23 protein-coding genes are annotated in these 25,307 nt (G+C 72.7%); 8 read left to right on the plus strand and 15 right to left on the minus strand.

All coding sequences use genetic code 11. The annotated features are described in order from the left end of the window. Window positions 1-79: 79 nt before the first annotated feature. The 3 genes from ABT001_RS09085 to dhaK are packed head-to-tail and all read right to left on the minus strand — an operon-like array spanning window position 80 to window position 2,149. Complete coding sequence (locus ABT001_RS09085) at window positions 80-490, minus strand: PTS-dependent dihydroxyacetone kinase phosphotransferase subunit DhaM (protein ID WP_351274538.1); 411 nt, start codon at window positions 488-490, stop codon at window positions 80-82. After that, the gene (gene dhaL / locus ABT001_RS09090) at window positions 487-1,104 is read right to left on the minus strand and encodes a dihydroxyacetone kinase subunit DhaL (RefSeq protein ID WP_351274541.1); all 618 of its coding nucleotides are present in this window, start codon (window positions 1,102-1,104) and stop codon (window positions 487-489) included. The genes ABT001_RS09085 and dhaL overlap by 4 nt, the downstream gene beginning before the upstream one ends. A gap of 52 nt (window positions 1,105-1,156) precedes the next feature. Continuing rightward, entirely contained in the window at window positions 1,157-2,149 is a 993-nt protein-coding gene (gene dhaK, locus ABT001_RS09095) for a dihydroxyacetone kinase subunit DhaK (RefSeq protein ID WP_351274544.1), read from the minus strand. 217 nt (window positions 2,150-2,366) lie between these two features. Between dhaK and ABT001_RS09100 the strand changes: the two genes are divergently transcribed. The 4 genes from ABT001_RS09100 to ABT001_RS09115 all read left to right on the plus strand — a co-directional run bounded on the left by ABT001_RS09100 (window position 2,367) and on the right by ABT001_RS09115 (window position 5,860). Next, complete coding sequence (locus ABT001_RS09100; RefSeq protein WP_351274546.1) at window positions 2,367-3,455, plus strand: NAD-dependent epimerase/dehydratase family protein; 1,089 nt, start codon at window positions 2,367-2,369, stop codon at window positions 3,453-3,455. A 235-nt stretch (window positions 3,456-3,690) separates the two neighbouring features. After that, the gene (locus ABT001_RS09105) at window positions 3,691-4,422 is read left to right on the plus strand and encodes a glycosyltransferase family 2 protein (protein ID WP_351274548.1); all 732 of its coding nucleotides are present in this window, start codon (window positions 3,691-3,693) and stop codon (window positions 4,420-4,422) included. Continuing rightward, window positions 4,419-5,078 carry a TIGR04282 family arsenosugar biosynthesis glycosyltransferase gene (locus ABT001_RS09110; RefSeq protein ID WP_351274550.1) on the plus strand — a complete coding sequence of 220 codons (660 nt, stop codon included), beginning with the start codon at window positions 4,419-4,421 and terminating at the stop codon, window positions 5,076-5,078. Before ABT001_RS09105 ends, ABT001_RS09110 begins: the two co-directional genes overlap by 4 nt. Further along, window positions 5,075-5,860, plus strand: coding sequence for a class I SAM-dependent methyltransferase (locus ABT001_RS09115; RefSeq protein ID WP_351274553.1), 786 nt, complete (start codon window positions 5,075-5,077; stop codon window positions 5,858-5,860). The genes ABT001_RS09110 and ABT001_RS09115 overlap by 4 nt, the downstream gene beginning before the upstream one ends. A 316-nt stretch (window positions 5,861-6,176) precedes the next feature. Here the strand turns inward: ABT001_RS09115 and ABT001_RS09120 are convergent, their stop codons facing one another. Continuing rightward, a complete protein-coding gene (locus ABT001_RS09120) occupies window positions 6,177-7,460 on the minus strand; it encodes a molybdopterin-dependent oxidoreductase (protein ID WP_351274555.1) in 1,284 nt (427 codons plus the stop codon). Window positions 7,461-7,633: 173 nt separating this feature from the next. Here ABT001_RS09120 and ABT001_RS09125 point away from each other — a divergent pair, with 173 nt between their 5' ends. Further along, window positions 7,634-9,049: a hypothetical protein gene (locus tag ABT001_RS09125; RefSeq protein WP_351274557.1), complete on the plus strand. Its 1,416-nt coding sequence runs from the start codon at window positions 7,634-7,636 to the stop codon at window positions 9,047-9,049. Window positions 9,050-9,080: 31 nt separating this feature from the next. Here ABT001_RS09125 and ABT001_RS09130 read toward each other — a convergent pair whose 3' ends face one another. Next, window positions 9,081-10,259 (minus strand): glycoside hydrolase family 26 protein, encoded by a 1,179-nt coding sequence (locus tag ABT001_RS09130; RefSeq protein WP_351274559.1) that lies wholly within the window; start codon window positions 10,257-10,259, stop codon window positions 9,081-9,083. Window positions 10,260-10,369: 110 nt separating this feature from the next. Beyond that, window positions 10,370-11,659, minus strand: a complete 1,290-nt coding sequence (locus tag ABT001_RS09135; protein WP_351274561.1) for a cytochrome P450 — start codon at window positions 11,657-11,659, stop codon at window positions 10,370-10,372. Window positions 11,660-11,850: 191 nt separating this feature from the next. Between ABT001_RS09135 and ABT001_RS09140 the strand changes: the two genes are divergently transcribed. Further along, complete coding sequence (locus tag ABT001_RS09140; RefSeq protein ID WP_351274563.1) at window positions 11,851-12,324, plus strand: tyrosinase family oxidase copper chaperone; 474 nt, start codon at window positions 11,851-11,853, stop codon at window positions 12,322-12,324. 17 nt (window positions 12,325-12,341) lie between these two features. Next, on the plus strand, window positions 12,342-13,202 hold the full coding sequence (locus ABT001_RS09145) for a tyrosinase family protein (protein WP_351274566.1): 861 nt from the start codon (window positions 12,342-12,344) through the stop codon (window positions 13,200-13,202). A gap of 86 nt (window positions 13,203-13,288) precedes the next feature. Here ABT001_RS09145 and ABT001_RS09150 read toward each other — a convergent pair whose 3' ends face one another. The 9 genes from ABT001_RS09150 to ABT001_RS09190 all read right to left on the minus strand — a co-directional run bounded on the left by ABT001_RS09150 (window position 13,289) and on the right by ABT001_RS09190 (window position 23,064). Then, the gene (locus tag ABT001_RS09150; protein ID WP_351274569.1) at window positions 13,289-13,570 is read right to left on the minus strand and encodes a chaplin; all 282 of its coding nucleotides are present in this window, start codon (window positions 13,568-13,570) and stop codon (window positions 13,289-13,291) included. 111 nt (window positions 13,571-13,681) lie between these two features. Beyond that, a complete protein-coding gene (locus tag ABT001_RS09155) occupies window positions 13,682-14,851 on the minus strand; it encodes a GNAT family N-acetyltransferase (RefSeq protein WP_351274572.1) in 1,170 nt (389 codons plus the stop codon). Further along, a complete protein-coding gene (locus ABT001_RS09160; protein WP_351274575.1) occupies window positions 14,848-15,516 on the minus strand; it encodes a YveK family protein in 669 nt (222 codons plus the stop codon). Before ABT001_RS09160 ends, ABT001_RS09155 begins: the two co-directional genes overlap by 4 nt. Then, the gene (locus ABT001_RS09165; RefSeq protein ID WP_351274578.1) at window positions 15,513-16,664 is read right to left on the minus strand and encodes a glycosyltransferase; all 1,152 of its coding nucleotides are present in this window, start codon (window positions 16,662-16,664) and stop codon (window positions 15,513-15,515) included. Before ABT001_RS09165 ends, ABT001_RS09160 begins: the two co-directional genes overlap by 4 nt. Then, window positions 16,661-17,431: a polysaccharide deacetylase family protein gene (locus ABT001_RS09170; protein WP_351274581.1), complete on the minus strand. Its 771-nt coding sequence runs from the start codon at window positions 17,429-17,431 to the stop codon at window positions 16,661-16,663. Before ABT001_RS09170 ends, ABT001_RS09165 begins: the two co-directional genes overlap by 4 nt. Further along, a complete protein-coding gene (locus ABT001_RS09175; RefSeq protein WP_351274584.1) occupies window positions 17,421-19,037 on the minus strand; it encodes a lipid II flippase MurJ in 1,617 nt (538 codons plus the stop codon). The genes ABT001_RS09170 and ABT001_RS09175 overlap by 11 nt, the downstream gene beginning before the upstream one ends. Then, the gene (locus ABT001_RS09180) at window positions 19,034-20,395 is read right to left on the minus strand and encodes an O-antigen ligase family protein (protein ID WP_351274586.1); all 1,362 of its coding nucleotides are present in this window, start codon (window positions 20,393-20,395) and stop codon (window positions 19,034-19,036) included. The genes ABT001_RS09175 and ABT001_RS09180 overlap by 4 nt, the downstream gene beginning before the upstream one ends. A gap of 3 nt (window positions 20,396-20,398) precedes the next feature. Continuing rightward, window positions 20,399-21,892 (minus strand): sugar transferase, encoded by a 1,494-nt coding sequence (locus tag ABT001_RS09185; protein ID WP_351274588.1) that lies wholly within the window; start codon window positions 21,890-21,892, stop codon window positions 20,399-20,401. Then, entirely contained in the window at window positions 21,889-23,064 is a 1,176-nt protein-coding gene (locus ABT001_RS09190; RefSeq protein WP_351274590.1) for a glycosyltransferase family 4 protein, read from the minus strand. Before ABT001_RS09190 ends, ABT001_RS09185 begins: the two co-directional genes overlap by 4 nt. A gap of 586 nt (window positions 23,065-23,650) precedes the next feature. Between ABT001_RS09190 and pgm the strand changes: the two genes are divergently transcribed. Continuing rightward, window positions 23,651-25,297 carry a phosphoglucomutase (alpha-D-glucose-1,6-bisphosphate-dependent) gene (gene pgm / locus ABT001_RS09195; RefSeq protein WP_351274593.1) on the plus strand — a complete coding sequence of 549 codons (1,647 nt, stop codon included), beginning with the start codon at window positions 23,651-23,653 and terminating at the stop codon, window positions 25,295-25,297. Window positions 25,298-25,307: the final 10 nt, after the last annotated feature.

Consider the following 25,307-nt stretch of genomic DNA (forward strand, 5'->3'; position numbering starts at 1 on the left):
CACCCCCGCACGGCTCCCGGACCTCGGCCGGGAGCCGTGCGGGGCCCTGCGCCGACTCCCGGCGGGCGGCGCGGCCCGCTCACACCTTGCGGTAGCCGTACGCGTCCGTGGCCGCCGCCTCCACGGTGTCCAGGTCGCCCCCGGCCGACGCCGTCACCAGCGCCGCCACCGCGCCCTCCACGAACGGCGCGTCCACCAGCCGTGCCCCGTCCGGAAGTTCGTCGCCCTCCTCCAGCATCGACTTCACCGTGAGCACCGCGCTCCCGAGGTCCACGAGCAGCGCGACCCCGGCACCCCTGTCGACCGTCCTGGCGGCTTCGGCGATCAGCTCCGCACTCGTCCCCAGCCCTCCGGCCGAGGTGCCTCCCGCCGCCGCCACCGGTGCCGTGGCACCACCGGCCGCCAGCCCTCGGGCCAACTCGACGACGGCCTCCGCCACCGCCCCGCTGTGCGAGACCAGCACGATTCCGACCTGCTTCTCCTCGCTCATGCGCCGCCTCCGCCGTTCGCCTCGTCGGCCTCGGCGAGGGCACCGACCAACAGGGCCGCCGAGGCGGCCCCCGGATCCTGGTGCCCGATGCTGCGCTCGCCGAGATAGCTCGCCCTGCCCTTGTGGGCCCGCAGCGGTACGGTCGCCAGAGCACCGGCCAGCGCGGCGTCCCGGGCCTCGCCGAACGAACCGCCCAGCACCTCGACGGCCGGCAGCAGCGCGTCGAGCATCGTCTTGTCCCCGGCCTGAGCCCCGCCGAGCTGGGCCACCGCGGCGACGCCCGCGCCGAGGGCCTCCGCCAGCTGACCGGGCGTCACCTCCGGAGCCTCACCCAGCGTCTTCCCGGTGCGGCGCAGCAGAGTGCCGTACAAGGGCCCGGACGCCCCGCCGACCGTCGAGATCAGTCGGCGGCCCGCCAGCGTCAGCACGGCACCCGGTGACGCGGGGGCCTCCTTCTCGAGAACGTCCCTCACGGCGGCGAATCCCCGCCGCATGTTGCTCCCGTGATCGGCGTCGCCGATCGCGGCGTCGAGCTCGGTCAGCCGGTCCGCCTCACGGTCGACGGCAGCCGCGGTGACGGCCATCCAGCGACGGAAGAAATCGGTGTCGAGCACAAGGTCTCCTGTTCCTCACACATGGGGGAAGGTCGCACGGCCGGACGTCCGTTCACCGGCCCCAGCGGAGCGCCGGCGTCTGTACAGGTGCGTCCCAGAGCCGCACCATCTCCTCATCCACCTGACAGAGCGTCACCGAGCACCCCGCCATGTCGAGCGACGTCACGTAGTTGCCCACCAGCGTACGAGCCACCGTCACGCCTCGCTCCGAAAGCACCCGATGCACCTCGGCACCGAACCCGTACAGCTCCAACAGCGGTGTCGCGCCCATCCCGTTGACCAGCACCAGTACGGGGCCACCGGGCCTGAGATCCTCCAGCACCGCGTGGACGGAGACATCGGCGATCTCCCCGGACGTCATCATGGGGCGGCGCTCCCTGCCGGGCTCGCCGTGGATGCCGATGCCCAGTTCCAGTTCACCCGCGGGCAGATCGAAGGTCGGCGTGCCCTTCGCCGGAGTGGTGACGGAGCTGAGCGCCACCCCGAAGCTCCGCGAGGACTCGTTCACCCGCCGGGCCAGGGACTCCACCCGCTCCAGCGGCGCACCCTCGTCGGCGAGCGCGCCGGCGATCTTCTCCACGAACAGCGTCGCCCCGGTGCCGCGCCGCCCCGCCGTGAACGTGCTGTCGGCCACCGCCACGTCGTCGTCGACCAGGACCCGGGCGACCTGGATGCCCTCGTCCTCCGCGAGTTCGGCGGCCATGTCGAAGTTCAGCACGTCCCCGGTGTAGTTCTTGACGACGAACAGCACGCCCGCGCCGCTGTCCACCGCGGCGGCCGCCCGCACCATCTGGTCGGGTACCGGCGAGGTGAAGACCTCGCCGGGGCAGGCCGCCGCCAGCATTCCGGGGCCGACGAACCCGGCGTGCAGAGGTTCGTGCCCGGACCCGCCGCCGGACACGAGCCCCACCTTCCCGGCCACCGGGGCGTCACGCCGGACGACGAGACGGTTCTCGACGTCCACGACGAGGTCCGGATGGGCGGCGGCCATTCCGCGCAGTCCGTCCGCGACGACGGTCTCCGGCACGTTGATGAGCATGCGCAACGGTTCCTCCTGGGGAGAGCGTGACGGCCGTCCGAGGGTGCCGACGGGCCGTCGGCGTGAATTCCGGTCCTCTTGTCCCGGGTGCGTGCGGCACCAGTATCGGAGAGACCCGGGTGATCGGGAAGCGACGCGTCGCTTCCCTCCTCCGCCTTACGGTCCTGTGACGTGGGCGCGCCGCGCCCGCTCTCCCGTCTCCGGGCGGCCTAGCGTGGCGGCCATGCGTGTACTGGTCACCGGCGGAGCCGGGTTCATCGGGTCGTACATCGTCCGGACTCTCGCCGCGGGCGGGCACGAGCCGGTTGTCCTCGACGCACTGCTGCCCTCCGCGCACGGCCGGGGCGCGTCCGGTACGTCCGTGGCCGGGCACCTGCCGCCGGGCGTCCGGACGATCGTCGCGGACGTACGGGACCGGGAGGCGGTCGCCGGAGCGCTGGCCGGGATCGACGCCGTGTGTCATCAGGCGGCGATGGTCGGTCTCGGCAAGGACTTCGCGGACGCGCCGGAGTACGTCGGGTGCAACGAACTCGGCACGGCGGTGCTGCTCGCCGGGATGGCGGCGGCCGGGGTCCGGGATCTGGTACTCGCCGGCTCGATGGTGGTCTACGGCGAAGGGCGTTACGACTGCCCCCGCCACGGCTCCGTACGGCCCGGCCCCAGGACCGTGGCCGACCTGGACGCGGGCCGGTTCGAGCCGCGCTGTCCCGCGTGCGGCGCGGAGCTGGTGCCCGGCCTGGTCACCGAGGAGGCGGCCGGTGACCCGCGCAACGTGTACGCGGTGACGAAGCTCGCCCAGGAACATCTCGCCGCCGCCTGGGCACGCGCGTCGGGCGGCCGGGCCGTCGCGCTGCGCTACCACAACGTGTACGGCCCGGGGATGCCGCAGGACACCCCGTACGCCGGTGTCGCCGCCTTCTTCCGTTCGGCCCTGGCCAGGGGCGAGGCCCCCCGGGTGTTCGAGGACGGTGGCCAGCGACGAGACTTCGTGCACGTACGGGACGTGGCGGCGGCCAACGCCGTGGCACTCGCTGCGCTGGGGGAGCGGGAGCCGGGCACCTTCGACGCCTACAACACGGGAAGCGGTACGCCGCACACCGTCGGCGAGATGGCGCGGGCCCTGGCCTCGGCCCACGGCGGTCCGGAGCCCGTCGTCACCGGTGAGTACCGGCTCGGGGACGTACGCCATGTGACCGCGGATTCGCGACGCCTCCGTGAAGAGCTCGGCTGGAAACCGGAGACGGAGTTCGGCGAGGGCATGCGGGAATTCGCCGCGGCGCCGCTGCGGAGCACCGGGGAGCCGGGTACCTGACAGCCGCCCCGGGAAGCATCGTCCCGGTCGCCTCTCGCGGTGAGCGTCGAGACGCGGTGTCGCGAAGCGTTCGGGCGTCGAGGCCCGTCATCCGCCCGCCCGACGTCATGGCCCGTGCGCCCCGCTGCCTCCCCGGCCGGTCGGAGGCGTTCTGCGGCCACCGCAGGGGCGATGTCCACGTTTCGTAAGAACTCGAAGCCTGAAATGTCTGTTTCTGCTCCGTAGGGTGATCGATGTGACCGACTCCTCACCGGCTGATCCCGCCGGCTCCCCCCGCGCCGACATCGTGCTGCCCTGCCTCGACGAAGCCAGGGCCCTCCCACGGGTGCTGGCCCGCGTTCCCGACGGATGGCGGGCCATCGTGGTCGACAACGGTTCCACCGACGGGTCGGCGGACATCGCCCGCTCGCTCGGCGCGACCGTCGTGCACGAACCGCGCCGCGGCTTCGGCTCCGCCTGCCACGCCGGGCTGCTCGCCGCCGAGGCGGAATACGTCTGCTTCTGCGACTGCGACGGCTCGCTCGACCCGGCGCTGCTCCCCGGCTTCGTCCGGCGGATCGCCGAGGGGGAGACCGATCTGCTTCTCGGCCGGCGCCGCCCCACGACCCGCGGCGCATGGCCGCCGCACGCCAGAGCGGCCAACATCGCTCTGTCCGGAATGCTCCGTCGTCGCACCGGACTCCGGTTGCACGACCTCGGGCCGATGCGAGCCGTACGCCGGGACACGCTCCTGGCGCTCGGCCTGACGGACCGTCGCAGCGGCTACCCGCTGCAGATGGTGGTGCGCGCGTCGGACGCCGGACTGCGCGTCGCCGAGACGGACGTGCCGTATCTGCCCCGGACGGGCAGGTCCAAGGTCACCGGCACCTGGCGGGGGACCTGGCACGCGGTGCGGGACATGCGTGCGGTGCTGCGGCAGCCGGAGCCGAGGGAACAGCTGGGCGTCAGGGCGGAGGCGTCCCGATGAGCGGGCCGGTGCCTCCTGCGGGTACGACGACCTTGCTGGTCATCGCCAAGGAGCCGGTTCCCGGCCGGGTCAAGACCCGGCTCTCGCCGCCGTTCAGCCCCGGTGAGGCCGCGGAACTCGCCGCTGCGGCGCTCGAGGACACCCTGCGGACCGTGCTCACCCTGCCGGCTCGGCGACGGGTCCTGGTGCTGGAAGGGCGCCCCGGTCCCTGGACGCCGCACGGCTTCGACGTACTGCCGCAGAGCGCGGGCCCACTCGACGAGCGCATCGCGGCGGCATTCGGCACATGTACCGGCCCGGCCCTCCTCATCGGGATGGACACCCCGCAGATCACTCCGGCGCTGCTGGCGCCCGCGCTCTCCCCGGGCGGCTGGGACGGCTGCGACGCGTGGTTCGGACCTGCCGAGGACGGCGGTTTCTGGGCGCTCGGCCTGGCCGCCCCCGACCCCGGCCTCGTGCGGGGCGTGCCGATGTCCCTCCCCGATACGGGCGAACTCCAGCGGGCGCGCCTGACGGACGCCGGCCTCACCGTCCGGAACCTGCCGCCGCTGCGTGACGTGGACACCGCCAAGGACGCGGTGCGCGTCGCCGCCGCGGCGCCCGACGGCCGGTTCGCCGCCGCACTTTCCCGCCTGGGCCGGGCGGTGGTCCGATGAGCACGGTGCTGCCGTCGGCGGGTCCGGGCCCCTCCACCCCCTGGGCGACCGATCCTTACGCACGGGCGCTGAGCCGCGGCCGCGGGCCGCTCTTCCTCAGGCGGGCGGACGGGTGGCTCCTGCCACTGGACATCGAGCGCTGGTGCGCGGACGCGGACGCCGCCGACCTGTCGGCACTCCGGCGCAGCGAGGGCCCGGTCATCGACATCGGCTGCGGGCCGGGACGGCTGGTGGCCGCGCTGTCCTCGCGTGGCCACCGTGCGCTGGGCATCGATGTGAGCGAGGCAGCCATCGGGCGCACCCAGCGGATCGGCGGCGCGGCGCTCCGTCGCAGCGTCTTCGAGCCACTGCCCGGCGAAGGCCGCTGGGGAACCGCCCTGCTCATCGACGGCAACATCGGTATCGGCGGTGACCCCCGTGCCCTGCTCCGCCGGGTGGCCGACCTGGTGGCTCCGGAGGGACTGCTCATCACGGAAGCGGCGCCCCACGAGGTGGACGAGACGGTCCAGGTACGCCTCGACGACGGCAGGGGGCAGGCCGGCCCGGCACCCCACTTCCCCTGGACCCGCGTCGGGGTGTCCGCGCTGCTCGGGTACGCGCGGTCGGAGGAATGGAGGCCCGTCGATCAGTGGGAGGCCGACGGCCGCCCGTTCCTCGCCCTGCGCCGCGCCCGGACGGTGCGTACGACGAGCAGGAGCGCCGACACGGCGAACAGCGCGGCCGTGATCAACAGCCAGTTGCCCAGGAACCCGTCGGGGGACGTCCCGCTCGCCGGTTCGTAGCGTTCCGCGTGACGCGTGATCAGAGGGAACCACATCAACAGGAGCAGCCCGGACAGGAACAGCGGTACGCGTACGAAGCCGACCAGCCCGCTCCGCCGCAGGCGAGGGAGTTGCAGCGCCCGGTCCGCCGACGAGTAGAGCGGGAGCAGCATCAGGTCGTGCACCAGGGCGGCGCCCACGAACCACACCAGGATCATGAGGGTGTCCCCGTCGAGGAGCCGCACCCCCGCGTAACCCGCGAGGGCGAACGACGAGACCATCAGCAGCAGATGCAGCGGCCCTTCCCCGTACCGACGGCGAGGAATCCGAATCCTCATCACAGCTCCCCGAACGTCAGACGGCTCACCCATTTGGTGTTCATCACGCCGGGGGCGGCCGGAACGATGACCCGCGCCGGGTATCCGTGATCCGGCGACAGGGCCTCACCGTTGACTCCCAGCGCCAGCAGGGAGCGCGGGTCGTGCACCTGGTTGCCCCGGAGGGCCACGGTCCGGAAGGGCCCGCTGCGCTGGAGGGATTCGACCAGCACCCCCGGTGGCGGCCCGTCGCGGAAGCCGGCGAGCGCGGCGAGGTCGCGCAGACGGACCCCGCGCCACCACTGATCGGATGTCGACCAGCCCTCCACACACGCGATGGGCAACGCCGCGCTGCGCTGCTCCAGGGCCAGGAGGTCCGCCCGGGAGAGGCGGACCTCGCCGGCCGGCCCGATGACGGTCAGCCGCCAGCGGTCTCCCGCGTCTGCCGGGACGATGCCCGCCTTCGCGGCCGTCCTGTTGATCTGGAAACCGTTGGGCCCCGGACCGGGCTCGGCCCCGCCGCGAGGGGTCAGCAGGGCGGTCCGCCGCAGCACGCCGTCGAAGCTGCGGCCGGCGGAGGTCACCAGCAGCAGCAGCGACCCCGCCCCCACGACGGCCAGCGCACCGCGCCGGGAGACGGTCGGAGCGGCGGGTCGGGGTGCGGCCAGTTCGTCGCTCCCCTCCGAGGGGATGCCGTGGCGCAGGACCCTCAGCGTCCGGGGCAGCTTCAGGCAGACGTGGGCGAGGAACGCGGCGAAGAAGACCCAGGCCCCGTAGAAGTGGAGCGGATAGAAGGATCCGGGAAACAGGTACTCCAACTGGATGTTCAGCAGGCCCGTGACCCATTCGAAGAGTGCCCCGCCCACCAGCAGCAGCAGCGAAAGACGCTCCAGCGCATGCCCGGCCGACCGTGCCGGCGGCAGCGCGAAGAGTTTGGGGATCACCGACCAGAGCTTCGCCAGCAGGACGGGGAAGAGGACGATGCCGAGGGTGACGTGGGTGCCCTGCGTCAGCCTGTACAGCCAGTGGGGCCCCGTGGGCCAGTCGAACAGGTAGAAGCCCAGCCATCCCTTGTCCGGCGTCTTGTCGTTCACCGCGGCGAGATCCGGGTTGTACGCCGCGTACGACAGAAGGCCGGTCACGAACAGCAGGGTGATCCCGGCGAGGAGCACCACACCGAGTGCGGCCGTGAACCGGACCCCGCGCACCGGACTGCGCCAGAAGGCGGGATCACCGGGTCGGAGGAGAGAGGGGTCGTGTTCGCCGGGAAGGTGTTCACCGGTTCGCTGACGTCTGTCGCCCATGCGCCGACGTTATGCCGGAGAGGTCGCTCCGCAGGGGGTACGACTCCTGACGAAAGTCTGACGCCGGCTCACGCCCGACAACCGGCCGGAGTCGCCGCCGCCGGATCTGACGGTTGTGTGACGCGACGGCGTCGCACCGCCCGCCGCGCCCCCCTGATGCGTAGCGTGCCCGCGTGACCACAGAGGAATGCAGCGACCCCATCAGGCCCCCCGAGCCATCCGCGGGGCCCCTCCGCACCACCGGGCCCGCCGGCCACCGTCGGGATCTGACAGCCGCCGCGGCGGGTGTCCTGCTGGTGGCCGTGGCCATGGCGGTCGGATGGGTGATCCAGGAAGGTGACGGCAGTCTGCAGGTCCACTGGCCGCCACTCCTGGCCACCTGGGACCCCCATCTCGGTCCCGGCACCCCGGCGGCCGTGGCGGTGGCGGTGGCCGTCGTCGCGTACGGGCCGCGGCTCGCCGTGAGGCTCCCCTGGAGGCGGCTGCTGCTCACCTGCTGGGCCGCCTCGGTGGCGTGGATCCTCTCCCTCGCCCTGATCGAAGGCTGGTACAGGGGGGTCGAGCGCAGGCTGACCACCAAGCACGAATACCTGCGCGTGATCGACCGCTTCGACGACATCGGTGCCGCCTTGCGCGGCTTCACCGACCACATCGTGATCGGCCCGCCGGGCAACTGGCCCGCCCACGTCGCCGGGCACCCGCCGGGCGCCACGCTGACCTTCGTCGGCCTGGACCGTGCGGGACTCGGGGGCGGCGCCTGGGCGGGCATGTGGTGCATCGTGCTCGGCGGCTCCGCCGCGGTGGCCGTCATGGTCGCACTGCGAGCGCTGACGGACGAACACCTCGCGCGCCGCGCCGCGCCGTTCCTCGTTCTCGCGCCCTTCGCCGTCTGGACCGGAACCTCGGCCGACGGTTACTTCACCGCGGTCGCGGCCTGGTCCGTCGCACTGCTGGCGCTCGCCGCGACCCGTACGGCCCGGCTTCCGGCAGCTGCGGCACTGGGCTCCGGACTGCTGTTCGGCCTCACCTGTTACCTCAGTTACGGTCTGACGCTCGTCGCGGCCCTGATCGCGGCCGTCCTCGTGCTGGCCCGGACGGCCCGTCCGCTCGGCCTCTTCGCACTCGGGGCGCTCGTCGTACCCACGGCCTTCACCCTGGCGGGCTTCAACTGGTGGGAGGCCTACCATCTGCTCGTCGAGCGCTACTACCAGGGCGCGGGCGGGACCCGCCCCTACTCCTACTGGGTCTGGGCGAACCTCGCCTGCACCACCCTGGCCGCGGGACTCGCCACCGTCGCCGGTCTGCGCCGTACGGCGGTCGCCGCGCCCGCCGCCCTGCGCGGACTGCGGTCAGGCTCGGCGACGGCCACCCAGCGGCTGGCCGTCCTCACCCTGGCCGCGTTCCTGGCCCTCGCCGTCGCGGACCTGTCCGGGATGAGCAAGGCGGAGACGGAGCGCATCTGGCAGCCCTTCGTGGTCTGGCTGATGCCTGCCGCCGCCCTGCTCCCCGACCTCGGCCGGCGTGGCTGGCTGACCGCCCAGGCGGTCGTCGCCCTGCTGGTCAATCACCTGCTGTGGACCGGGTGGTGAGCGCCGAGTACGTCACAGGGACGGCGTACGGTCATCGGTCGCGCAGGCAGAGCTCGCGATCGCCGACCCACTGACCGAGCCAGGCGCTCAGGGGGACGGTGACGCACCACCCGGGCCCGTTCGTCACCGGCGTCGGCGTGCCGGACCCGGGCGCCGTCGGTGTCCCGCTCGGAGCGGGTCCCGAGGGCGCGGTGGCGTCCGGCAGTCCGCTCAGCATCTCGCGGAACACCTGCGAGGACGCGGGATTCTCGGTGCACTGCCACACCCCGTGCGGGCAGTAGTCCGTGATCGTCTGGTACACCGGATCGTGCAGCTCGATCCATTCCAGCATGCGGCGCATGTACTCGGGGTTGTCGCCGTTGCGGAACAGCCCCCACTCGGGGAACGAGATCGGCTTGCCGTGCTCGGCCGCGAAGTCGACCTGTTTCTGCAGGCCGTACGGTTCGTTCACCTGCTCGTCGAAGGTCTGCGCCGGAGGCTGGTCGTAGGAGTCCATGCCGATGATGTCCACGACGTCGTCCCCGGGGTAGCACTCGGTCCAGGGCACGGCGTCCCGCCCCCTGCTCGGTGCGAAGTCGAAACGGAACTCCTGGCCGGACACGGACCGCATCGCGGTGACGATGCGCTTCCAGTACGCCTTCCACGCGTCGGGGTCGGGTCCGCACCGGTGCGTGTACGTCGTGCCGTTCATCTCCCAGCCGAGGACGATCACCGTGTCCGGCACGCCCAGCAGGACCAGACGCTCGGCCAGCGTGCGGAAGTGCCCGTCGAACCGGCCCTCGGCCCCGGCCCGCAGCAGACCACGCACCTCGTCGTCGGAGACGTGTTCCTCGTTCCGCTCCATCATCGGCGTGTTGAGGACGAACATCCGGTCCCGGTCCGCCTTCCGCCAGGCCGCCCACGAGGCGAGGAAGCCGGGGCGGCCCTCGATGTTCTCCCACAGGTCGCCCGGCAGATAGCTGTGTCCGACGCGCAGCTCCGTCCCGCCGAGCCAGCGGGACAGCTCACCCATCCGCCGCACACCCTCCGGCCCGTAGTCCAGGTAGGCACCGACGGCGGTCGTCCTGACCGGTTCCGGGGACCTCTGAGCGGTTCCCTTGCCGGTCTGGGTGTCACCGGTCCCGTGGCCGGCGAGGACCACGCCGCCGGCGAGGAGGCAGAGCGCGCTCGCGCCGACGCCGAAATTGATGAGACGGCCTTTCACGGGCACGGCTCCTCCTTGTATTGCGGCCTGGATCCGACCCTGCCGACCCTAAGGAGAATGATCCGACCAGGGCCGGTGGGCCGTCCGTGAATAGGCCATTCGCTGCTGACGGAAGCTCAGAGCCCTCCGTTCGGGTGAACCGTTCCGAAGGTGAAGGGCAGAGAACCGACCCGGTTGTCGAAATTCGAATCGACCAGAACCGGTTCGCCCGAGGTCCGGACATCTCCCGGCCGCATGAGAATTTCCCGGAAGAGCGCTTTCATCTCCAGCTTCGCCAGATGTGCCCCCAGACAGTGGTGAGGACCTCCACCGCCGTAGCCGAGGTGCGGATTGGGCGACCGGGTGATGTCGAACGCGTCCGGATCGTCGAAGACGGCCGGGTCCCGGTTCGCGGACGCGTAGAGGAGTACGACCTTCTCCCCCGGCAGGAAGGTGTGGCCGCCGAGCGTGTGCGCGGCCGCCACCGTCCGGCGGAACTGGATGATCGGCGTCGAGAGGCGGACGATCTCGTCGACCGCGCCGTCGGCGTAGCGGTCGAAGTCGGACACCAGGAGGGCCCGCTGTTCCGGATGCGCGGTCAGCAGGAGCATCCCGTGGGCGATCGCGTTCCGGGTGGTCTCCACACCGGCCACGAGCAGCAGCGAGAAGAACGCGCCCAGCTCACGCGAGGACAGGGCCCGTCCGCCGACATCGGCCCGGACGAGTGCCGAGATCACATCGTCCTCGGGGACGCGGCGCCGCTCCCGGGCGATGCCCGCCATCTCCCACTGCATGCGGGCCAGTGAGCGCAGACCGCGCCCCGGGACCCGCAGCCGGGCGCGGCCACGGCGACTGACCCCGACGTACTCCGACGCCTGGTCGACGCGGGCGGCGATGCCGGCCCGATGGCGTACGGGGATGCCCATCAGGTCGCAGATCACCTCGAACGGCATCCGGGCGGGCGCCGCACGCATGAAGTCACCCGGGCCATCGGCGACCATCTCGTCCACCAGCCGCCGCGCGACGGCGCCGATGTTCTCCTCGGCGGCGGCGAGCAGCCTGGGTGTGAAGGCGCGGGAGACGGTCCTGCGCAGACCGGTGTGCTCGGCACCGTCCATGTTGACCATGGAGTTGCCGAACAACGCCTTGGCCCAGGGCGCCGGTTCCGGAACGGTGGCACCGGGGGCGCTGGCGAAGACCTGCGGTTGCCGGCTGGCCGCCTTCACGTCAGCGTGTTTCACCAGCGCGCGGAACGGCGTGCGCGACCCCGTACGCGGAGTGAAGCGGACCGGGACGTCCAGTTCCCTCAGCCGGGCGAACGCCGACAGCCGCTCGGACCGCGGCAGCCGCCAGAACGACGGATCGGCCAGATCGGCACCGGCCGTTCCCCGCACGTGGTCGGTGGGCACCTGCGTCGGCGCGTTCATGTACAACCTCCGGGAGTTCGGACCGCCATGCTGGCCCGGCGGGCGGCGCGGAGCGGCAGACACGGCCGGGCCGGCCGGAGAATTCCCACGGTCGCGTGATGCCCCGCCGATCAGAACTGTTCGCGCCCCGTCTCGTTGCCCACTCGAGCACAACATTTCGCAGAAGCGGACAAAAGGGAGGTACGCCCACCATGGAACCGACCACCGGCACGTACACGGAGCCGGCCGGGGCACCGAGGCCCGCCCGCCGCGCGGTGCTGCGCACCGTCTTCACCGCGGTCGTGATCGCCGGAACCGGCGGCGCGCTCGCGCCGGTCCTCCTCCAAGGCCCGGAATCCGGAGACCGTACGCAGGAACGCGACGCCGTGGGGCCCGAGCGGTTCTCCGAGCGGTACAAGGGACGCGAGATCCGTGGCACGGGCACGCCCGTCGTGGCGGCCGGGACGCGGCCGTACACCGGTGAGGCGGGAGCCGTCGCGGCGGCGCACGGCATCGATGTCCGGGTCGACGGGAGGACGTTGCACGTGATGAGGCGGGCGGACGGGAGCTACCTCAGCGCCGTCAACCACTACGAGTCGTTCCCGACGCTCCTCGAGACGGCGCGCGCCGCGGTCGACGAGCTCGGCACCGCCCAGCTGCCGGCGGCCTCCCCGCACACCATCTGACCTGAGGACGAGCACAGGTGTACAGCCGCAAGAATCAGCGTGACCTCACGCGTACCGAGAAGAAGCGCCTGGTGGACGCGATCCTGGAGCTCAAACGCTCGGGTCGCTACGACGACTTCGTCGTCCTGCACCGGCAGTACTACGTCACCGACGCCGAGGGCAGACCACGGGCCGCCCATATGACCCCGTCCTTCTTCCCCTGGCACCGCAGATACCTGCTGGAATTCGAGAAGGCGCTGCAGGCCGTCGACCCCCGTGTGTCGGTTCCGTACTGGGACTGGACGCGGGACAGCACGCCGAGCGCCTCCCTCTGGGCGGAGGATTTCCTCGGCGGAAACGGCAGACCGGGCGACCGGCAGGTGATGACCGGGCCGTTCGCGTACCGGCGGGGGAACTGGCGTATCCGTGCCGGTGTCACCGCCGACCCCTTCCTGCGGCGCAACTTCGGCCGGCCGTCCGCCCCCGTCACCCTGCCCGGGGCGGCGGAGGTGGACCGGGCCCTGAGCGATCCGGTGTACGACGCCGCACCCTGGAACAGCGTCAGCACCACCGGTTTCCGGAACAGGATCGAGGGCTGGGGCATCAGGGGGAACCGCGGTGTGGCCAACCACAACCGGGTCCACCGCTGGATCGGCGGGTCCATGGCGGGTGCGGCGTCGCCCGACGACCCGGTCTTCTGGCTTCACCACGCCTTCGTCGACCTGCTCTGGACCCGCTGGCAGAAGGCGCATCCGCGCTCCCGCTACCTGCCGGCCCGTGCGCTCCCCGCCGGCGACCCGCAGCGGGACCGGGTCTTCGCGTTCGACCAGCCGATGCCCCCGTGGGGCGTGAGGCCCTCACAGCTCATGAGCCACTCCCGGCTCTACCGGTACGTCTGAGCCGTGCCGCCCGGCCCCGGGAACGGGCCGGGCCTCCCCCCGCCGCCGGAGGCGGAGAGGGGAGGCCCGGAGCGCCTCGGGGGAGATCAGTGGCCGTAGCCGTACTCGCCCTTGTCCTCGTGGCTGTCCGACACGTTCGCGCAGGTGTTGCCGAACGCCGGGTTCAGCAGGGCGATCACGTTCACCGTGTTGCCGCACACGTTGACCGGGATGTGGACGGGCACCTGGACGGCGTTGCCCGAAAGGACACCGGGGGAGTGGGCCGCGACGGCCCCCGCACCGGCGTCGGCGGTGGCCATGCCGGCACCGCCGGCGATCAGGGCACCGGTACCTGCCATGACGGCGGCCACCTTCGAGATACGCGACATCAGTTCTCCTTGAGAGATTCGGAACCGGCCGCCGAGCGTGCGGCCGGTATGCCCTGACAACGCCGCACTCGACAGACGGTAACGGATCGGCCCAAAACTCATCATCCCGGCTCAACCCCGGCCGAGGGCCGCGAGCCCCGCCTCCGGGAGCTGACTGAGCAGACCACGCCAGTCCCGCGCCCCGGGGAAACGGGACTTCACCGATTCGGCCGCCCGGTCCCGCACGGTCATCTGTGTCTCCCGCAGCCGCAGCAGCGGCTCCAGCGAGGAACGGGCCAGCAGCAGACGCTGATTGACGACCGGCACGGGGCCCCAGTGATTCTTGTACCGCTCCGAGCCGCGCAGCAGGCTCAGCACGCCGCGGCCCTGGCCGGCCCCGGACTCCCGCGCCAGCTCGCGGAGCAGCATCGAGGAGACATCCACCTTCCGCTCCCTGAGCCGAGGATCGGCGCCGTAGAGGTAACCCCCGGTCAACTGCGCGGACCGGAACGACAGATCGGCGGCCACCACCTCCCCGTCGAGCAGGAACTCCCGGACCGATGCCTCACCGTCGCGCACCATCCGGCGGGCGGAGCGCACCAGATGCGCGCAGAAACGGGGCCGCAGGTGCTCCGGGGTGACCCCCTTGCCGAGCCATTGGAGCTCGTGCAGCCGCAGCATGGTGCCGATCGCGCCCGCGACCCGGTGGACGGGCACCGAGCGGCACTCGATGCCCAGCGCGTCGATGCGGCGCAGTTTGGCCCGGGCCCGCTGGGCACGCGAACCGGTCATCCGGCCGATGAGGGCGTCGATCGGCTCGGCGGGCAGTTCCATGCAGGTCGAGTCAGCGCGGCTGCTCCGGGCACCGGACCACGCCTCGAACAGCAGGTGCGCCGAGGCGTCGGGCCGGACCTCCCGAAGGTCCACCACCGTGTGCGCGGCCGCCCGGTGCAGCCCGCGCTCCAGCGCGGTGACCGCCGCCCGGGTGTCCTCGCCGTCCACCAGGATGTCGGAGAAGTCGGAGATCGCGCCGCCCATCGGCACCAGCAGAGGCATCGGGCGGTGCACGAGCATCAGCGGCGCCGCGCCGATCAGACGCCTGCCCCGGCGCGCCAGTACGACCCTGAGCCGGCCGGGCGTTCCGTAGGAGAGCCACCACGAGTGGAGCCACGCGTGACTCTGGAACGGCGTGGCGGTGGGGCAGCGGCGGTGCAGCGCCTCCCACTCGGGGGCGAGGTCCGCGAAGTCCGGCAGATCCCGGCAGAGGGTGACGGTCAGCCGTCCGTGAGGGTGGGTGTTCATCGCACGAGCTCCCGTTCGTCGGCGGAGCCACCCTGGGCGGGGGCCGGTACCTGGGCGGTGGCGTCACGGCGCCCGGAGCGCGGGCGGACGAGCAGGACCAGTCCGCCGACCAGCCCGCCCGCGCAGCCGCCCACGGCCGTGCCGAGGGGCGCGGAGGGGGACACGGGATCGACGGGCGGCACGGCGTGCGAGAACTTGATCACCTTCACGCCTGTGTCCTTCGCGACATGTCCACTGCTGACGACCACCGCCTCGGTCACCGCGTTGGCGATGTCCGCGGCACGGTTCCGGTCGGCCGACGTACCGGTGACCGCGATCATCGGCGAGTCGGGGGAGGTCTCGGACCGCACGTGTGTGCGTAGTTCGCGGACGGGCTCCCCCGCCGCCCCCTTGGCGTAGGCGAGGGTGGCGTCGCTGGTGGCGAGGCGGCCGTACGACTGCGCGTACCCCAGGGCGGCCGCCGGGTCGATGTCCTTGCCCGCGGTGACCATCGCGTAACCGGTCGCCGCGTACTCGGACGGGGCGAGCATTCCGTACGAGAATCCGCAGGCGGCTCCGAGCAGGACCCCGGCGGGCAGGGGCCACCAAGGGGGCCGTGCGAATGCGGGGCGGCGCCTGCGCCACCGTCCGGGGGCGGCGGGCTGCTGCTCGGGCGACTCGGTCATGGCTTCGCTCTCTCGGTCGGGGAAACGGTGGCGGTGCCGACGGCCTGTGCGTAGACGTCCATGAGGCGCCGGCTGCTGAGTCTGATGTCGTACCGGTCCACGGCGGCGGGGGGCGGCAGTCTGCGGGCGCCGCTCCGCATGAGGCGGCACAGCGCGCCCGTCAGCTCGCTCGTGGGATCGGTCGTGCCGGAGGCCGGACCGATACGGGTCGCGCCCGGCACCCGGCCGGCCGGGAGGTCCTCGATGGCGGGACAGGCCGCGTGCAGCACGGGCAGCCCCGCGGCCAGGGCTTCGACGACGGCGAGACCGAAGGATTCCTCGCGGGACACCGAGACGAACGCGTCGATGCCGCTGAGTACCGCGGGGATGTCAGGGGCCGCGCCCGTGGTGCCGCACTCGCCGAGGAACCTGACCCGGCCGGTCACGCCGAGCCGGGCGGCGAGGGCGCGCAGCGGCACGGCTTCCGGCCCGTCCCCGGCCAGTACGAGCCAGGCACCGGGGAGAGCGGCGACGGCCCGGATCAGCAGGTCGAAGCGTTTGCCCGGGACCAGTCTGCCGACACCCCCCACCACGAAGGCGGCTTCGGGAAGCTGCAACAGGGCCCGCGTGGCACGCCGTCGCGCGCCGTCGAAACGGAAGTCCGCCACGTCGATGCCGTTGGGGACGGTGTGGATCCGCGCGGCCGGCACACCCCAGTCGCGCAGCCTGCCCGCGACGGTGTCGGAGACGGCGACCGTCGCCGCTCCGAGCCGCTCCGTGCGGAGGTAGAGCTCCCGGGTGCCGCGGGTGAGCGGCCGTCCCTCGATCTCCTCGCGCCCCAGTGAATGCTCCGTCGCGACCACGGTGGTCCCGGCGAGGCGCGCCGCGATCCTGCCGTAGACACAGGCCCGGTAGAGATGTGTGTGCACGAGGTCGTACGAACCACGCCGGATGAGCCGGGCCAGCCGGGGCACGGCGCCGAGGTCACGGTTGCTCCGCATCCCCAGGTCCCGGACACGGACGCCGTCGGCGCGCAGCCCTTCCGCGACCGCTCCCGGGTTGGTCAGCGTCACGACGTCGCAGCGCACCGGGAGATGGCGGAGCAGCAGACGCAACTGCTGCTCCGCGCCCCCGACACCGAGGCCGGTGATGACGTGCAGCGCCCTCATCCGGCGTCACCCGGCACCGGGGTACCGGCGGAGCGGGTCCGCAGCCGGTGCCGCACTTCCTTGGCGCGCAGGCGGACACCCCGGTCGGCGTGGCTGACATGCGTACGGGGAAGGGCGAGCGGTCCCGCGAGGGGTCCGGGGACGAGGGCGCAGCCGTAGGCGTATCCCGCCTCCCGTACGGACTCGACCACCCGCCGATCGGCCGTGCCGTACGGGTAGCAGAAGCCGGCGGGCGGCTGCCCGAGGACGTGGTGCAGCGCGTCCCGGCTGCCCCACGTCTCCTGGCGCAGTTCCTCGTCGGACAACACGGTGAGGTCCCGGTGGAGCATCCCGTGCGAGCCGACCTCCATACCCGCCGAGGCGACGCCCCGGACGCCCTCCTCGGTCAGCAGTGGTCTTCGAGGCCCCAGCGGATCCCAGTCGTTGGAGCCGCCGGGCCGTCCGGGGAGGACGAACACCGTCGCCGTGCAGCGGTGGGCGAGCAGCACCGGAAGCGCCTCGCCGAGGAAGTCGGCGTACCCGTCGTCGAACGTGAGCCCGACCAGCCCCCGTTCCCCGGCGGCCCGCGCACGCAGTAGCGCCGACATCCCGACGCCTCGCAGCCCCCGGCGCCGCAGCCAGGTCAGCTGCTCGTCCAGCCGGTCGGCGGAGACGGTGATGCCGTACGGATCGTCCGTGGGATCGCTCACCGAGTGATAGGTCAGGATCCACGGCCGGGACCGGAGAGGGAGCGCGGGGACACGGGGTGCCGAGGTGTCAGCGGCCATGGGGGAACCTCTGTCGGATGAGTGCCAGCAGATGAAGGGCTTCCGGGGCTCTGAACACGATCCCGGCGAGGAGGAAGGCCGTGGGGACGAGGAGGCAGCCGGCCGCCAGACCCGCCACCGGTCCGGGCGCCAGATCCGTGGCCAGCCGGCCGACGGCCGCGGCGACCGCCGCGGCGGCCGCCGGCCGGGCGAGGGAGAGGGCGACTGCCCCGGCCCGTACGGCGACCGCTCGCGAGCCCAGCCCCAGGAGCATCAGGAGGGCTGCCGTGCTGATGCCGACTGCGTTGGCCGCCGCGATGCCGTTCACGCCGAACGGGCCGGTCAGGAGCAGTCCGGCGACGGCGGTGACCAGCAGCCCCGCGCCCATCGCACCGAGCGGGTACCAGGTGGGCCGGCCGGTCGAGAAGAACGGCCGGCACAGGGCGCCGACCAGTGTGTGGCCGAGCAGCCCGAGTGCGTAGATCCGCATGACACCGGCCGTGGCGGCGGTGTCCGCGGCGTCGAAGGCCCCACGCTGGAAGAGGATTTCGACGATCTCGGGAGCGCAGCCGAGCACCGTCGCCGTGCCCAGCAGCACCACGGTGCCGGCCAGCGCGAGATCGCGTTCGACCCGTTGCCGTGCCCCCTCCCGGTCCCCGGCCGCCATGGCCCGCGCGACGACGGGGAAGGTCACCGTGCAGATCATCATGGACAGCACCATCGGCAGCTGTGCCACCTTCTGCGCGTAGTTGAGGTGGGAGATGGCCCCGTCCGGCAGTGACGAGGCGAGGAACCGCTCGACGAAGACCTGCGACTGACGGCTGACCACGAACAGGACGACCGGTGCCAGGACCGTCGTACCGAGAAGCGCGGAAGCCCGCGTCCGGGGCGCCCGCTTCCCGCGTCGCCCCGGCACCAGCCGCAGGAACGTGGGCAGCAGGGTGAGGACCATCAGCAGGCTGCCTACGGCCACCCCCGCGGCCGCGGCGCGCACACCCCAGACGGAGTGCAATGCCAGGGTCATGCCGATGATGCCGATGTTGTACGCGATGTAGACACCGGCCGGTGCCAGGAACCGGCCGTGCGCCCGCGACGCGGCGCTGAAGTACCCCGTGACACCGAACGTGAGCACGGTGACGGCCGTCAGCCGCGTGCAGTCCACCGCGAGCCGCGGGTCGTCAAGACCGGGCGCCAGGACGCCGACGGCCCAGGGGGCGCCCCAGATGAGCAGCCCGCCCGCACAGGCCAGCGCGGCGGACAGCCGGGGCAGGGTGCCGGCCACCAGTGCGCGGACAGGGTCCGGCCCCGGGTCCCCGGCGGCACGCCGGGTCAGGGCCAGGCTGAACGCGGGCACGAGCAGCAGTGCCATGCCGTCCTCGATCAGCAGCGTGGCCGCCATCTCCGGCACGGTCCAGGCGACCAGGAAGGCGTCGCTGGCATGACTGGCGCCGAAGAACCGGGCGATGGCCTGGTCGCGTACGAGCCCCAGCAGGGCGGCGATCACGGTCAGCCCTCCGGCGCCGGCCGCCGCCCGGGCCAGGAAGCGTCCTGGCCGCACGGGGGAGTGACGCGTGGATGTCCCGGTGACCGGCGCCCCCGCGGCCGGATCCGTGGCGGTCCCGCTCACGCGACGGTCGTCCTCTCCGGCTCCGCCAGCGCCCACCACGCAGCGAGCCCGAGCACGATGCCCGTGAGGACGGTGGAGGGGCCGCCGATATCGGCGTACAGAAAGTCGACCGTCTGCCAGGCCATCAGCCCGACGGCGGCGAGACCGCAGTCGACGGCCGCGGCTCCCCGGGCCCGGGCGAGCAGCAGCCTGCGCACGCCACCGACCAGGAGCGCCGCCCAGGAGCCCACGAGCGCGGTGAGGCCGATGAGGCCCTGCTCGCTGAGGACCAGCAGATACATGTTGTGGGGCGAGAGCAGCGGCTGCTTACGGAACTCCTGCCCGGCCCCCGCCGTGTCGCTGCCGGCGGAGAGTCCGATCGAGGCGTGCCCGTCCCGGTGCGCGGGGAAGCCCTTCAGACCGACGCCGGTCGCGGGTCGCTCGCGCCACATCCCCGCCGCGGCGGCCCACATGGTGTAACGGTCGTTGACCGACCGGTCGGGGGTGCTGGTCACCTGGGTGATGCTGGTGAGCCGCTGCGAGATCATCTCGGACCCGACACCGAAACCACCGACCAGGACGACTCCGGCCGCGCCCAGCACCGCCAGCGCGCGGACCGCCTGCCGTAGCCCGGTTGACGCGATCACGGCGAGGACCCCCGCCGCCGTGGCGATCCACGCGCCCCGGCTGAACGACAGGGCGAGCGGCACGGCCAGCAGCGCGGCGACCGGCGCGGCCCACGGCTTCAGCCGTCGCGGTGTGCCGGCGGGGGTGCGGAGCGCGAACGCGGTGGCCGCGACCAGACCGTAGCCGACGACCGTCGCCATGCCCATCACGTCACCGGGGCCGAACGTGCCGACCGCGCGGACGTCCTGCCCCATGTAGGAGGCACCGGAGCCGGTGACGTACTGGTGGACGCCCGTCACGCCCTGGACGGCCGCCGTCAGGACGAGCGCGCCGGTGACGGCCCGGAACCCCCGAGCATCCCTGACCAGGAGGAGCACGGCGGCCGGCACGAGGACGAAGACCTGCAGGTACCGCACGAACCCGGGCAGTGCCGCCACCGGGTCCGCGGCGGTGACCGCGGCCACGGCGAGGCCTACGGCCGGCAGCCCGAGCACGACCGCCGCGGCCGGTGTGAGCGGCCGCCGCCGCAGGAACACGAGGTGGCCGGCGCAGACGAGGACGGCCGCACCGGAGAGCAGATCGGCCGCCGGTACGACGAACGCGCCTCCGGTACCCGCGCCGTCGGACGGTACGCCCACGAGCAGGACGGCCGCGATGAGCGGCAGCAACGGCCATCGCCGGTGCCACCAGGGCGGGGCCGCCTCCTCCGAGGCGGCCGGCGGTGCGGGCGCCGTGGTCACGGTGAGCGTCACGGTTCAGCTGCCTCCGAGCCGGAACACCGAGCCGGCCGTGCGCGCCAGCACGCACACGTCCTGCCACAGCGACCACGTCTCGATGTACCGGTTGTCGAACCGGGCCCGGTCCTCGATCGAGGTGTCGCCGCGCAGACCGTGGACCTGGGCCAGCCCCGTGATGCCGACGGGCATCCGGTGCCGGGCCCGGTAACCGGGGTACGTCCGGCTGAACTGCTGCACAAAATAGGGGCGTTCGGGACGTGGGCCGACCAGGCTCATGTCGCCGCGTACGACGTTCCACAGCTGCGGCAGCTCGTCGAGCGACGTCCTGCGCAGCGTTCTGCCGACCCGGCTCATGCGCCCGTCCGCCGCCACGTTCCACCGCGTGGCCGACTCGTGCGCGTCGGCCGGGCGCAGCGTGCGGAACTTCAGAAGGACGAACGGCCGCCCGTGTCCGCCGACCCGCTCCTGCCGGAAGATGACTCCCGGTCCGTCGCACACGCGCACGGCGAGGGCGCAGGCGGCCAGCACCGGGGAGGCCACGATCAGGGCGACCGAGGCCATGGCGGCGTCCATGGCCCGCTTCACCCGGCGAGCCACCGGCCTGTGCGGTCCGGTGTGCAGTGACTGGGCAGCGAAGCCCCACACATGGTCCGGCCGCGGCCCGGTCCGGCACCGCGCGGCCGTCCCCTGATCAGTGATCAGCCACACCCGGCAGCCGTGCCGGGCGAACAGCGAGAAGAGCTCCGCCCCGTCGGGCACGGTCTCGGGCGGAACCGTGAAGACCGCGTGCCGTACGGAGTTCTGCACGACGGCCCGGCCGGCGTCCTGGACCGACGCGAGGACCGGCAGCGGCGCCGCGTCCGCCGGTACGTCGACCGCCTTGCCCGGGTCCGTGGCCGACACCGCCACCCTGCCGACCGGCCGCATCCCGTACTGCGTGTGCTCCTGCAGGACGGCGATGACCCTGGTGGTGACCGGACCGTCGCCGATCACCAGGGTGGACCGCGGATCGCGCGCCGCCGACCACAGCCGGGACCTGTGGACGACGGCGCGTGCCCCGAAGCTCACCATGGTCTGGACACCTGCCGCGCCGGCGAGTGCCCACCACCCGGTGGCGCGGAGCGGGTCCTGGGCGGCCACCGCCTCGGCGACGAGGTACCACTGCACCGCCGCCAGCCCGCTCAGCGCGGGCAGTTCCGCCAGGGCGGACGGGGAGAGCCTGGTGCGGTACAGGCCCCGGTACGCGTTCAGGAGCAGCTGGACGGCGGCCTGCAGGAGGACGACGACCGGGGGCCACGATCCGGGGGCGACCAGGACCACGGCCGGACCGAGCGCGAGCACGTCGCAGGCCATGAGCGTCACAGGAGCCCGCGGGTGGCTGCGGCCTCCGGCCCCCCGGGAGGCCGGAGCACCCGCGTGACCGCCGCTGCGCGGCGGCCGGATCGTGGTAGCCGCCTGCCGTACGGCAGTTCCCGGGGCGGCTCGGGGAACAGGTGCACTCTCCGTCGTCATCGCTCGGTGCGCTTCCTCGTCGTGGGGTGGGACTGGCCGACAAGTTCCTGGTAGAGGCGCAGAACCGCCCCGGCGGTCCTCGTCACGTCGAAGTCCGCCCGGGTGCGGCTCTGCGCCGTGCGGCCGAGCTCCGCCCGTAGGACCGGGTCGCTCAGCAGCGTGGTCAGCGCCGCGGCGAGGGCGTCGGGGTCCTCGGGCGGCACGAGGCAGTGGGGCAGCTGACAGGGGGGCAGGCTCTCCCGGGCCCCGTTGACGTCGGTCAGCAGGACGGGCGTGCCGCAGGCCATGGCTTCGAGGGGGGCCAGCGCCATCCCCTCCCAGCGCGAGGGCAGGACCAGCAGGTCCGCCGCGTGGATCCAGGGCCGCACATCGGGACTGGCGCCGGTGAACAGCACGCCGGGGGGCGCGGTACGCCGCAGGTCGTCCGCGTACGGCCCGTCGCCGACCAGGACCAGCCGCGCACCGTCCACCGACGCGGTGCGCCAGGCCCGCAGCAGGACGTCCTGGCCCTTCTGCCGGCTCAGGCGTCCGACGCACACGACGAGCGGCGCGTCGGGCGGGATCCCCCGGAGCAGCGGCAGTGAGGCGCGTGCCGACGCGGCGGCACCCTCGCGGGCGGGCCTGAAGCGGCCGAGGTCGATGCCGTTGTGGATCACGGACCAGCGGGCCGTGATGCCCGCGCGCTGACCTGCTCGGCGCTCGGACTCGCTGACGCAGACGATGCGGTGGCTCCACCGCGCACCGAACCGTTCCCACACCATGGCCAGTCCGGCGGCCCTGCCCTCCAGGGCCTCGAACGACCACGCGTGCGGCTGGAACACCGTCGGGATCCGGCCGCGCACGGCCAGCCGCCCGGCGAGTCCCGCCTTGGCGCTGTGGGTATGGATCACGTCGGGAGCACATGCGCGGATCAGACGGTTCGCCGTACGGATCTCCTGGCCCAGCCGGGGACCGGGAGCGCGCTCCGCCGGCCAGGCGTACACCCGGGCCCCGGCGTCGGACGCCCCGGCCGCCAGCGGTCCTTCGGGCGGGCAGGCCACGACGGGCCGAAGCCCTGCCCGGACCTGCTCCGCGACGAGATCGGTCACGACGCGTGCGACACCTCCGTCAACCGGCTGGACAAGGTGAAGGACCGTCAGGCGGTTTTCGTCGGTGCAACTCATCTGCAGCACGCATGGCTCTCTTTCACATGCCCGGAAGAGCCGGTCGGTGTGCACACCGGCGGCAAGGAATACAGCGGCGAGATCAAGAGGGTGAGACCGAAAGCACTGTGGCAGACCATGTGCGGGAAAACACGCATGACTCGCGTTCATGCCTATATGAGTTCTCCTGCGGCGTGTCGGGCGATCGTGACCGAATGTGTTCCTGGCTGAAGTGCAGGGTGAGCGTGCCGCGTGGTCGCCTTGCTAATTCAGGGTGGAAATCTGAGAAGGTCGGATGAGACTGACGGAAAGGTGCGGAGAATTGACGCCGAGTGGTGTTACCCGAGTGCGGCTTCCGGATTTCCGCCGATGCCGGGAAGCCGTGCCCGGCCGTCGGGGCGGCATTCGCCACTCCGGCCGCCCCCTGGCTCAGTTGTCCGCGTGAACCGGCCAACTGAGGTGGAAGCGCCCCGCGATCCACCACGCGCCGGATGTACTGCTGGTGCGGCCGAGTACCCGTGCGTGCGGCCGAAGAGGCAGTATCGCGGGTGCGACGCGTCATGATCGTCCACTCGGCGGCGGTCCGCGGACGCCTGATGAGGACAGAGGAGAATCGATGGTTCACGAACGGGCCGGTCAACCGGCGCAGCCCGGAGACCTGGTGGACGTGGCACGGCTGGTGACCGCCTACTACACGGTCCACCCCGACCCGGCCGAGCCCGGCCAGCGTGTGGCCTTCGGAACGTCGGGCCACCGCGGATCAGCACTCGCGGCGGCGTTCAACGAGGACCACATCGCCGCCACCACCCAGGCCATCTGCGACTACCGGGAGCGGCAGGGCACCGACGGGCCACTGTTCCTCGGCGCGGACACCCACGCACTGTCCGAACCCGCGCGGGTCACAGCCGTGGAGGTGCTGGCCGCCAACGGCGCCACCGTCCTGATCGACAGCGACGACGGCTACACGCCGACCCCGGCTGTCTCCCACGCGATCCTCACGTACAACCGTGACCGCACGGGCGGTCTCGCCGACGGCATCGTCGTCACGCCCTCGCACAACCCGCCCGCCGACGGCGGGTTCAAGTACAACCCGCCGCACGGCGGACCGGCCGGCTCCGACGCCACCTCATGGATCCAGGACCGGGCCAACGCCCTGATCGAGGGCGGGCTGAAGGAGGTCCGGCGGATTCCCTACGCCCGGGCCCTCGCCGCGGGCACCACCGGGCGGCACGACTTCCTGACCGCCTACGTCGACGACCTCCCGGCCGTGCTCGACCTGGACGCCGTACGTGATGCCGGCATCCGGATCGGCGCCGACCCCCTCGGCGGCGCCTCGGTCGCGTACTGGGGACGGATCGCCGAGCGCCACCGGCTGGACCTGACGGTGGTCAATCCGCTCGCCGACCCCACCTGGCGTTTCATGACGCTGGACTGGGACGGGAAGATCCGCATGGACTGCTCCTCGCCGCACGCCATGGCCTCGTTGATCGAGCGACGCGACGCGTACACCATCGCCACCGGCAACGACGCCGACGCCGACCGGCACGGCATCGTCACGCCCGACGGCGGACTGATGAACCCCAACCACTACCTGGCCGTGGCGATCCGTTACCTCTGCTCCCACCGCGAGGGCTGGCCGGCAGGCGCCGGCATCGGCAAGACCCTGGTCTCCTCCTCCATGATCGACAGGGTCGCCGCGGACCTCGGGCGCGGGCTGGTGGAGGTACCGGTCGGCTTCAAGTGGTTCGTCGACGGGCTGTTCGGCGGCACCCTGGGATTCGGCGGGGAGGAGTCCGCCGGAGCGTCCTTCCTGCGCCGCGACGGCCGGGTGTGGACCACCGACAAGGACGGGATCCTGCTCGCCCTGCTCGCCTCGGAGATCACGGCGGTCACCGGCTCCACCCCCTCCCAGCACTACGCCGAACTCACCGGCCGGTTCGGTGATCCGGCCTACGCCCGGGTCGACGCACCGGCGACCCGCGAGCAGAAGGCGGTGCTGGCCAGGCTCTCCCCGGAGCAGGTCACCGCGGACACACTGGCCGGTGAGCCGATCACCGCCGTGCTCACCGAGGCACCCGGCAACGGCGCCGCCATCGGCGGGCTCAAGGTCTGCACCGACAGCGCGTGGTTCGCGGCCCGGCCCTCCGGCACGGAGGACGTCTACAAGGTGTACGCGGAGAGCTTCCAGGGTCCCGGACACCTGGCCAGGGTCCAGGACGAGGCCCGCTCCCTGGTCGCCGACGCGCTGGGTGCCGCGGGTTGAGCTGCCGGAC

This window comes from Streptomyces sp. NPDC002793 (genome assembly GCF_040295485.1).
In the GTDB taxonomy this organism is placed as follows: domain Bacteria; phylum Actinomycetota; class Actinomycetes; order Streptomycetales; family Streptomycetaceae; genus Streptomyces.

What these genes read in the sequence shown, in the direction of transcription:
- ABT001_RS09085 (WP_351274538.1), bottom strand. Translation starts at nt 490, where the DNA reads ATGAGCGAGGAGAAGCAGGTCGGAATCGTGCTGGTCTCGCACAGCGGG.
- ABT001_RS09100 (WP_351274546.1), top strand. Translation starts at nt 2,367, where the DNA reads ATGCGTGTACTGGTCACCGGCGGAGCCGGGTTCATCGGGTCGTACATC.
- ABT001_RS09110 (WP_351274550.1), top strand. Translation starts at nt 4,419, where the DNA reads ATGAGCGGGCCGGTGCCTCCTGCGGGTACGACGACCTTGCTGGTCATC.
- ABT001_RS09115 (WP_351274553.1), top strand. Translation starts at nt 5,075, where the DNA reads ATGAGCACGGTGCTGCCGTCGGCGGGTCCGGGCCCCTCCACCCCCTGG.
- ABT001_RS09120 (WP_351274555.1), bottom strand. Translation starts at nt 7,460, where the DNA reads ATGGGCGACAGACGTCAGCGAACCGGTGAACACCTTCCCGGCGAACAC.
- ABT001_RS09135 (WP_351274561.1), bottom strand. Translation starts at nt 11,659, where the DNA reads ATGAACGCGCCGACGCAGGTGCCCACCGACCACGTGCGGGGAACGGCC.
- ABT001_RS09140 (WP_351274563.1), top strand. Translation starts at nt 11,851, where the DNA reads ATGGAACCGACCACCGGCACGTACACGGAGCCGGCCGGGGCACCGAGG.
- ABT001_RS09150 (WP_351274569.1), bottom strand. Translation starts at nt 13,570, where the DNA reads ATGTCGCGTATCTCGAAGGTGGCCGCCGTCATGGCAGGTACCGGTGCC.
- ABT001_RS09155 (WP_351274572.1), bottom strand. Translation starts at nt 14,851, where the DNA reads ATGAACACCCACCCTCACGGACGGCTGACCGTCACCCTCTGCCGGGAT.
- ABT001_RS09160 (WP_351274575.1), bottom strand. Translation starts at nt 15,516, where the DNA reads ATGACCGAGTCGCCCGAGCAGCAGCCCGCCGCCCCCGGACGGTGGCGC.
- ABT001_RS09165 (WP_351274578.1), bottom strand. Translation starts at nt 16,664, where the DNA reads ATGAGGGCGCTGCACGTCATCACCGGCCTCGGTGTCGGGGGCGCGGAG.
- ABT001_RS09170 (WP_351274581.1), bottom strand. Translation starts at nt 17,431, where the DNA reads ATGGCCGCTGACACCTCGGCACCCCGTGTCCCCGCGCTCCCTCTCCGG.
- ABT001_RS09185 (WP_351274588.1), bottom strand. Translation starts at nt 21,892, where the DNA reads ATGACGACGGAGAGTGCACCTGTTCCCCGAGCCGCCCCGGGAACTGCC.
- pgm (WP_351274593.1), top strand. Translation starts at nt 23,651, where the DNA reads ATGGTTCACGAACGGGCCGGTCAACCGGCGCAGCCCGGAGACCTGGTG.